General features: G+C 72.0%; 7 protein-coding genes. 1 reads left to right on the top strand and 6 read right to left on the bottom strand.

The features are described 5' to 3' along the window. Window positions 1–112: 112 nt before the first annotated feature. Window positions 113–958, bottom strand: a complete 846-nt coding sequence (locus tag ACGFXC_RS29570; RefSeq protein WP_393717827.1) for a DUF3626 domain-containing protein — start codon at window positions 956–958, stop codon at window positions 113–115. A 42-nt stretch (window positions 959–1,000) separates the two neighbouring features. Here ACGFXC_RS29570 and ACGFXC_RS29565 point away from each other — a divergent pair, with 42 nt between their 5' ends. Further along, a complete protein-coding gene (locus ACGFXC_RS29565) occupies window positions 1,001–1,564 on the top strand; it encodes a GNAT family N-acetyltransferase (RefSeq protein ID WP_393717825.1) in 564 nt (187 codons plus the stop codon). Here ACGFXC_RS29565 and ACGFXC_RS29560 read toward each other — a convergent pair. Genes ACGFXC_RS29560 through ACGFXC_RS29540 form a run of 5 tightly spaced genes read right to left on the bottom strand, consistent with a single transcriptional unit; the run spans window position 1,561 to window position 8,315 of the window. Further along, on the bottom strand, window positions 1,561–3,132 hold the full coding sequence (locus ACGFXC_RS29560) for a type VI secretion protein (protein WP_393717823.1): 1,572 nt from the start codon (window positions 3,130–3,132) through the stop codon (window positions 1,561–1,563). The two genes, ACGFXC_RS29565 and ACGFXC_RS29560, sit on opposite strands and share 4 nt — an antisense overlap. 2 nt (window positions 3,133–3,134) lie before the next feature. After that, the gene (locus ACGFXC_RS29555) at window positions 3,135–4,550 is read right to left on the bottom strand and encodes an ATP-binding protein (RefSeq protein ID WP_393717821.1); all 1,416 of its coding nucleotides are present in this window, start codon (window positions 4,548–4,550) and stop codon (window positions 3,135–3,137) included. Between the two features lie 18 nt (window positions 4,551–4,568). Next, a complete protein-coding gene (locus ACGFXC_RS29550) occupies window positions 4,569–6,131 on the bottom strand; it encodes an SCO6880 family protein (protein WP_393717819.1) in 1,563 nt (520 codons plus the stop codon). Next, a complete protein-coding gene (locus ACGFXC_RS29545; RefSeq protein ID WP_393717817.1) occupies window positions 6,128–7,504 on the bottom strand; it encodes a hypothetical protein in 1,377 nt (458 codons plus the stop codon). The genes ACGFXC_RS29550 and ACGFXC_RS29545 overlap by 4 nt, the downstream gene beginning before the upstream one ends. Next, entirely contained in the window at window positions 7,494–8,315 is an 822-nt protein-coding gene (locus ACGFXC_RS29540) for a hypothetical protein (RefSeq protein ID WP_393717815.1), read from the bottom strand. Before ACGFXC_RS29540 ends, ACGFXC_RS29545 begins: the two co-directional genes overlap by 11 nt. Between the last annotated feature and the right edge of the window lie 84 nt (window positions 8,316–8,399).

The following is an 8,399-nucleotide window of genomic DNA, read 5'->3' as shown; positions in this document are numbered from 1 at the left end:
CCCTGTGGGAGAGTAGGACGCCGCCGAACAATCATTGTGGGAAAGCCCCGCACCAGGTAACTGGTGCGGGGCTTTTCTGCGTTTACGGGCCGTTTTCCGCAGCCGGCTCTTCTCAACGGGGCTGCCGGGCTCCGAAGCGGGCCAGGTAGTGCCAGACGCGCTTCAGGGCCTGTGCGTCGTGATCGCCCGTGCGGGCGGCTTCGCCGAGGACGTGCGGGGTCAGGGCGCCGGCCACGGCGAGGGAGCAGCCCAGATCGACGAACTCCTGGCCGCGGTTGGCGGGGTGGCGGCGGAGCTCACCGACCGTGAGGTGGAATCCCGGGTGCCATTCGACGGGGCAGGGGAGGGCGGCCGCGGCGGCCTCGACCTCGGTGTTCCGGTAGCTGGGGTCCAGTACGAGCGCGGCGACATCGCGGTCCAGCCGGACCGGGCCGTGGACCTGGGCCTCGATGTAGTCGTCCAGGGCGTCCTGCTCGTCGGCCTCGGCCAGGGCGATCAGCGACATGCGGGACGCGACGCCGAAGGACTCCGGCTCCAGGTAGCTGTCCGGGTAGCAGAACGTGGTCCGCGCGAGGGCTTCCGGGCGGAGGCGGAAGTGGGCCGAGCCGAAGCGGGGGGCCGCGCCGGCCGGGTCGCGGCGGAAGTTGAGGGCGCCGTACACCGGGCGGGCTTCGGCGGGGGCCGCGTCGTAGGCACCGCCGAAGATGCGGCTCTCCCAGTGCCAGCGGGCGCCGCCCGGGTGGGCCGTGAGTCCCCCGTTGCTCGTCCCCGTGACGAACTGGGAGCGGTACGTCCCGTCGGCGGCCAGGGCTTCGAGGATCGGCCGGTCCCCGGCCGTGCGGTCCGGCTGGAAGTTGAGCGTGAGCGGCAGCTCCGGGTCCAGCGGGGGGCCACTGGACAGGGCGGTGACATGCGCGAGGGCCGAGGTGTGATGGGGGGCCGGGTCGGGATGGGACATGGGTGCAGTGTGCACCCATGGCGGTGGTTAGGATCCGGAATTATGGATCAGCTGGATCAGCATGTGGTGCGTTCCGTACGGGGCGAGGAATGGGAGCAGGTCAAAGCCCTGCGGCTGGACGCGCTGCGGGACCGGGCGGCGCCGGTGGCGTTCCTGGAGACCCTCGACGCCGCGCAGGGCCGGCCGGATTCCTTCTGGCGGGACCGGGCCGCGGGCGCGGCCGGGGGGCGGGGAGCCCGGCAGTTCGTCGCGGAGGGTCCCGACGGAGTGTGGGACGGCTCGGTGACCGTCCTCGTCGAGGAGGCGGGGGCCACGGATTTCTTCGGGGAGCCCGTCGAGCGGACCCAGGGGCACCTCGTCGGGGTGTTCGTGCGGGAGGAGCGGCGCGGGGGCGGCCTGGCCGAAGCGTTGTTCGCGGCGGCGCTGGAGTGGGCCTGGTCGCTGGAGGAGCCCGCGCCGGAACGCGTACGGCTCTTCGTGCACGGGGAGAACGCGCGGGCGGCGGCCTTCTACCGGCGGTTCGGGTTCGTGGCGAGCGGGCGCGTGGTGCCGCTGGAGGACGGCGCCGAGGAGCGGGAGTACGTCATGGTCCGGCCCGCGGGCTAGTCGAGGGGGGCCTGTGGCCAGTGGGCGCGGGCCTGTTCGCGGCTGCGGCAGAGGGCGAGCAGCGGGAGCGTCCTGTCGTCGAGGAGCTCGGGGAGCTGGGGGAGCGGGGCGACGGCGGCCACGTCCTCGAGGACCAGCGTCAGTGGTGGGTCGAGCCGACCGGCGGATGACCGTACGGCCATGCGGCGGCCGTGCTCGACCACGCTGGAGGCGAGTGCGGTCAGGAGGGGCATCGCACCCGGGTGGGCCCGGGGGTCTTCGAGGGGTTCGCCCACCACGTAGAGGCTGCCCCCTTCCGTCAGGAACGATGCGAGCGTGAGGGCGTCGGTTCGGTTCGGGGTGCAGGCCTCGCGGATGTGGATCGAGGTCAGGCAGGAGAGCGCACGGGCCGTCAGGTGCTGGGCCTGTTCGCGGCGTTCGGGGTGGGAGATGAGGGCGCTCTCCAGCTCGCCGGCGGCGCCGGGGGCGGCCTGGAGGTGGGTGCGCAGGATGCGGACGGCGTCCTGGGCGGAGGTGCCCTGGGCCCAGCGGTGCAGCTGCTTGAAGGGGCGGTCGTCGAGGGCGGCGGCCTGGAGCCAGCTGCGCAGGAGCGTCTCGGCGGTGTCGGCGACGGCCGCGTCGAGACGGGCTTGGGGGCGTACGGGGGCCAGCAGGGCGATGGCGCGGGCGGCGGCGGTGTCGCGGTCGGCGCAGCCCTCGGCGGGGTTCCAGTGCATGCGGGCCGGGGTGTCGCACAGGTGGGAGGGGTCGTAGAGGAGGACCGGGCCGAGTTTCGCCCGGGCGTCCTTGGTGTCCGACCAGAGTGCGGGGGAGGAGGTGACGACGAGGACGGCGCCCTCGGCGGCGGCGATGCTCTGGGCGGCGAGGTGGTGGCGTTCCGCGGGGGTGCCGTAGGCCAGCCGGGGGGTGGTGGTGAGCGGGGTGGCCGTGGGGGCCGCGGGGGCCGGGGGAGCCGTGGGTTTCGGGGCGTAGCCGAAGCCGTAGCGGTAGGCCTCGTCGACGGGGGCGGGGTGGGTGTGGGCCGCCGTGGCGGGGGCGTGGGCGGGGACCGGTGCGGCCGGTGTGGCCGGTGGGCGGGGCCGGGGGGCCGCGGCGGTGGGGGCGTGGGCGGTCGGCGCCGGGGCGGGGGTGGGGTGGGCCCGGGCCTGCGGTGGGGCCGTGGGGGCCTCGGTGCGGGTCGGCTCCGGCTGGGGGTCATGGGCGGCGGCGCGCCGGGCCTTGGTGCGGGCGACCACGCCGAGGGTGAAGATCGTGACGACCAGCAGCACCAGGAGCTGGCTGATGAACAGGCCCCAGAACAGGCCCCACCCGGAGAGGGCGGTGGGGTCGGTGTCCGGCCAGGCGGCGGCGATGTCGTGGGGTTGCGTTATCAGGGCGCGCACCGCGCGCGGGGTGTTGGTGAAGGTGACCGCGGCGGGCCAGGCGCCCTTGGTGAAGAGGGCGGCGAGGCCGGTGGCCGACCAGACGAGGACGGCGAGGCCGAGGAGGAAGGCCAGCAGGCCGACGAGGACTCCGTCCGGGATGCCGCCGGCCCGCGCCTGGGGGTCCGTACGTCTGGCGTCGGGCATGGTCAGGCCACCGTGGTCGCTGAGCCGGGGCCGCCGCCGCGCTGGCGCTCGATGTACAGGGCGCGTTCCTCCGCTTCGAGTTCGGCGGCCAGCAGGTCGTCGGGGAGCTGGGGGGCGGAGGATTCGGTCATGGCGCGGTCGGTGTAGACGAGGGGGCGTTCGGATTCGGTGATCAGGTGTTTGACGACCTGGACGTTTCCGTTGACGTCCCAGACGGCGATGCCGGGGGTGAGGGTCGGGATGATCTCGACGGCCCAGCGGGGCAGGCCGAGGACGCGGCCGGTGGCGCGGGCCTCGTCGGCCTTCTGGGCGTAGATCGTGCGGGTGGAGGCCATTTTGAGGATGGCCGCGGCTTCGCGGGCGGCCGCGCCGTCGACGACGTCGGAGAGGTGGTGGACGACGGCGACGAAGGACAGGCCGAGGCGGCGGCCGAACTTGAGGAGGCGTTGGAACAGCTGGGCCACGAAGGGGCTGTTGATGATGTGCCAGGCCTCTTCGACCAGGAAGATCCGCTTCTTGCGGTCGGGGCGGATCCAGGTGTGTTCCAGCCACACGCCGACGATCGCCATGAGGATGGGCATGGCGATGGAGTTGCGGTCGATGTGGGAGAGGTCGAAGACGATCAGCGGGGCGTCGAGGTCGATGCCGACGGTGGTGGGGCCGTCGAACATGCCGCGGAGGTCGCCGTCGACGAGCCGGTCGAGGACGAGGGCGACGTCGAGGCCCCAGGCCCGGACGTCGTCTATGTCGACGTTCATCGCGAGGGCGGATTCGGGTTCGGGGTGGCGCAGCTGTTCGACGATGTCGGTGAGGACCGGCTGGCGGGTGGTGATGGCGCCGACGACGTAGGCGTGCGCGACCTTGAGGGCGAAGCCGGAGCGTTCGTCGAGGCCGTGGCCCATGGCGACTTCGATGATGGTGCGGAGCAGCGCGAGCTGTCCGGTCGTCGTGATCGCCGGGTCGAGGGGGTTGAGGCGGATTCCGTCGTCGTTGGCGGCGATGGGGTCCAGGCGGATGGGGGTTATTCCCAGCTGCTGGGCGATGAGGTTCCACTCGCCGACGCCGTCTTCGCCCTGGGCGTCGAGGACGACGACCTGGCGGTCGCGGAAGCGGAGCTGGCGCAGGACGTAGGTCTTCTCCAGGGCGGACTTGCCGTTGCCGGATTCGCCGAGGACCAGCCAGTGGGGTGCGGGGAGTTGCTGCCCGTAGAGCTGGAAGGGGTCGTAGATGTAGCCCTTGCCGCTGTAGACCTCGCGGCCGATGATGACGCCCGAGTCGCCGAGGCCGGGGGCGGCGGTGGGCAGGTAGACGGCCTGGGCCTGCCCGGTGGAGGTGCGTACGGGCAGGCGGGTGGTTTCGACCTTGCCGAAGAGGAAGCTGGTGAAGGCGTCCGTCAGCGCGGACATGGGATCTCGCATGGCGGCCATTCCCTCCAGCTAGCGTCGGATGCCGGTGGCGAACGGCAGGGTGTTGACGAAGGCGCGGTGGTGCTCGCGGTCGCACCATTCGAGCTTCAGGTAGGACTTGCCGGCGGAGGCGCGGATGGTGCGCTTGTCGCGGGCGAGGGCTTCGGGTGAACGCGAGGACACCGTGATGTACCCGACGAGGTTGACTCCGGCAGCGCCGCTGGCCAGATCTTCACCCCTCTGGTCGAGCCGGCCGTGGGCGGCGATGTCGCGGGGGTCGACGGTGCGGTTCATCTTGGCGGCGCGGGAGGCGTCGGCCTCGTCGTTGGTCTTCTCGGTGAGCATGCGCTCGATGGCGATCTCGGTGGGTTCCAGGTCCATGGTGACGGCGACCGTGCGGATGACGTCGGGCGTGTGGACGAGGAGGGGCGCGAGGAAGTTCACGCCGACCGGGGTCATGGGCCATTCCTTGACCCAGGCGGTGGCGTGGCACCAGGGGGCGCGGGTGGAGGATTCGCGGGTCTTGGCTTGGAGGTAGGTGGGTTCGACGGCGTCCAGTTCGGCGGGCCAGGCGTTGCGCTTGGTCATGGCCTGGATGTGGTCGATGGGGTGGTCGGGGTCGTACATGGAGTGCACGAGGGAGGAGAGGCGGCCCTGGCCGAGCGGCTGGCGGACGCGGATGTCGGCTTCGGCGAGGCGGGCGCAGATGTCGGTGAGTTCGCGGGCCATGACGATGGCGAGGCCGGCGTCGCGGTCGAGCTTGCGGCCCTTGTGGGGGGTCGAGGCCTTGGCGATGGTGACGGCTTCGGCGGCCAGGTCGCGGGTGAAGTGCATGCACGCGACGAGGTAGGCGCGGTGTTGTTCGGAGGAGGTGGAGACCATCGACTGGAGCTGGTCGTAGGAGTCGCGCAGCCAGCCGGGGGCGTGGGTGTCTCCGCGCTGGGCGACGTCCTTGGCGTGGGCGTCGGGGTCGGCGGGGAGGGTGCGGGCGAGCATTTGCAGGCGGGTGACGAAGCCGTCGCCGTTGGCCACGTGCTTGAGGAGGGTGCCGAAGCGGTCGACGAGGGCTTCTTGGTCCTCGCTGTCGCGCAGGCCGACGCCGGGGCCTTCGATTTCGATGGCGGCGGTGACGGTGCGGCGGTCGGCGTGCAGGAGGACGGCGATCTCGTCGGGGCCGAACGGGGCGGCGAGCCAGTTGATGCGGCCGATGCCGGGGGGCGGGCCGACTTCGACCTCGCGGCCGTCGGCGGCGCGGGTGCCGGCTTCGACGGCGGAGGAGCGGTAGGTGGTGCCGCGGCGCAGGGTGCGCTTGTAGCTGCGGCTGATTTCGAACCAGCGGTAGAAGGTGCGGCCCTTGTAGGGGACGTACACGGCGGCCAGGGCGAGCATGGGGAAGCCGGCGAGGCTCACGATGCGCAGGGTGAGGTCGGGGACGAGCAGTCCGCTCATCATGCCGAAGAACGCGCCGACGATGATCAGGGCGATCTCGCCGGTTTCGCGGTTCTTGCCGACGATCGCGTTCGGCCGGGCCCGGCCGATGAGATACGTGCGGCGGGGCGCGATCGGGTGGAGCTGGTGGGACTGGGTCGTCAACGCCCGTCACCTCCTGTGTTTCCGGTGGTGCCTGTGTTCCTCGTACTCGAGCCGGTGCGGGGCGGGGGTGCGGCGGGGATGCCGCCGCCGCCGGTGCCTCCGCCGGATCCGCCGCCGGAGCCTCGGCTGCTGTGGGCGGCCATGCCTCCGGAGAGCTGGTTGCCGCCGCCGCCCGTGGAGCCGCCGTCGGCGCGGTGGGCGCCGCCGCCTCCGCCGCGGCTGCTGTGGGTCTTGATGCCCTGGGAGACGAGGGAGGCCGGGGAGCTGATGACGGCGGCTGCCTGGGCGCCGTCGGTGGCCTTGGAGCGGTTGCTGCGGGCGGAGGCGATCTCGTCGCCGAAGCCGGGGACGAAGCGGTAGATCATCGCGGAGGCGAAGATCGCCAGGAGGATGATGGCGAGGCCGGAGACGACGGCGGAGAAGGCGTTGGGGCCCTTCTCTCCGGCGAGGGCTCCGGCGAGGCCGAGGACGATGACGATGACCGGCTTCACGAGGATGACGGCGATCATGATGCCGGCCCAGCGGCGGACGTGGCCCCACATGTTGCGGTCGACGAGTCCGGAGTAGACGACGGTGCCGAGGAGGGCGCCGACGTAGAGGAGGGCGGCGCGGATGACGAGCTCCAGCCAGAGCACTCCGGCGGCGAGGACGGTGACGAGGGCGACGACGATCAGCATGATCGGGCCGCCGCCGATGTCCTCGCCCTTCTTCAGGGCTTCGGAGAAGGAGCCGAAGAAGACGTCGGTCTGGCCGCCGGTGGCGGAGGCGATGACCTCGGTGACGCCGTCGGTGGCGGAGACGACGGTGTAGAGGATCAGGGGGGTGAAGGCGGAGGCCAGGACGGTGAGCCAGAGGAAGCCGATGGCTTCGGAGATGGCGGTGCTGAGGGGGACGCCGCGGATGGCTCGTTTGGCGACGGCGAGGAGCCACAGGACGAGGGTGAGGATGGTGGAGGCGGCGAAGACGACGGCGTACTGCTGGAGGAAGGCGGGGTTCGTGAAGTCGACGTTGGCGGTGCCCTTGATCGCTTCGCTGAGCTTGCCGACGATCCAGGCGGCGGCGTCGGCGCAGCCCTTGGCCAGGGAGGAGAGGGGGTTGAGTGCGTCGTTCGCGCCGTCGCTGGGGGCCAGTCCGGCTCCCGTTCCCGTGCCGGTTCCCCGGCCTGCTTCGCAATACTGCTTGGACGGTCCGTCCAGCAGCGCGCAAGGGTCGTTGCTTCCCTGGGGGCTGGGCGTGGGACCGGCGGTGCCGGGGGCGGTAGCACCCGGTGTGGGCGTGGGACTCGGCGCCGCGTAAGCGCGTGTGGCCAGGGCGACGAAGGCCAGGTGGACGGAAGCGATCACGCCCAGCCTGCGAGGGAGGCTAGCGGGCATAGGTGAACCCTCCGAACTCCTTGATGGCCTTGCTCATGTCGTCGGACGTGGAGACGGGGACGTCTCCGGGAACCGGGGCGGGTCCGTCCTGTTGCGTGTCGTCGACGACCTTCCAGTCCTCGGCCACCCAGTTCAGTTCGAAGGTCCAGGTCTTCCATGTGGTGCGCACCGGGTCCGTGGACTTTTCGCCGGACATGCCGATGAGCCCGGTGTACCAGACCGAGACCTTCGCGGCCGTCGGGCCGTAGCTCACGACGCGGGTGCCGACGGGGACGGTCCGGGTCACGAAGGTGCTGCCCTGTGGGGGCACGCCGTTGGCGTCGAGTCCGAGTCTGGCGAGGAAGGCCGGGCTGTAGGCGGCGTCCTGTGGGCCCTTGAGAGCCGCGGCCGCCTGGGGCGCGTAGATACCGTCCACCAACGCGTGGCGGGTGTTCTTGTTGAACATCGCGTCCGAGCCCAGGGCCACCGCGTAGTTGGTGGCTGCCGATTGGGCGCCCTGTTCGTCGTGGGCGAAGCCCTTGGGGATGCCGGCTGACTTCGTCGTGACCGGGGGGGTGCCCGTCGCGGACGTGGCGGTGGTCTGGGGGGCCTTGTCGGCGGTGGTGGTGTCCGGGGTGTCGGTGGAGCGGTTCGCGAACGCGATGGCGGCGACGAGGAGGACCACGACGCCGACCACCGTGACCAGGCCCCGGGTGGGGCGGGGGCCGCGGCGGGGGCCGTGGGGGTCGGAGGGGGAGTCCGGGAGGCGGGTGCGGGTCTGGCCCGTGCCGCCGACTTCTCCGCCGCCGCCGTAATGGTCGTCGTTGCTCATTGCTTCTCCGCCCCCTCCGCGTCGTTCGACGGTAGCGCTCGTTTCCGCTCAGGCGCGGTGTGGTGATTCGTCATCAGGGTGCGG

It is taken from the genome of Streptomyces sp. NPDC048507, assembly GCF_043199995.1.
Classification (GTDB): Bacteria; Actinomycetota; Actinomycetes; order Streptomycetales; family Streptomycetaceae; genus Streptomyces.
The sequence above is the reverse complement of the archived record's forward strand: the minus strand, read 5'-3'. Positions and strand labels throughout refer to the sequence as shown.

Excerpts from the sequence above, each read along its gene's own strand:
- ACGFXC_RS29570 (WP_393717827.1), bottom strand. The coding sequence starts at position 958 with ATGTCCCATCCCGACCCGGCCCCCCATCACACCTCGGCCCTCGCGCAT.
- ACGFXC_RS29565 (WP_393717825.1), top strand. The coding sequence starts at position 1,001 with ATGGATCAGCTGGATCAGCATGTGGTGCGTTCCGTACGGGGCGAGGAA.
- ACGFXC_RS29560 (WP_393717823.1), bottom strand. The coding sequence starts at position 3,132 with ATGCCCGACGCCAGACGTACGGACCCCCAGGCGCGGGCCGGCGGCATC.
- ACGFXC_RS29555 (WP_393717821.1), bottom strand. The coding sequence starts at position 4,550 with ATGCGAGATCCCATGTCCGCGCTGACGGACGCCTTCACCAGCTTCCTC.
- ACGFXC_RS29545 (WP_393717817.1), bottom strand. The coding sequence starts at position 7,504 with ATGCCCGCTAGCCTCCCTCGCAGGCTGGGCGTGATCGCTTCCGTCCAC.
- ACGFXC_RS29540 (WP_393717815.1), bottom strand. The coding sequence starts at position 8,315 with ATGAGCAACGACGACCATTACGGCGGCGGCGGAGAAGTCGGCGGCACG.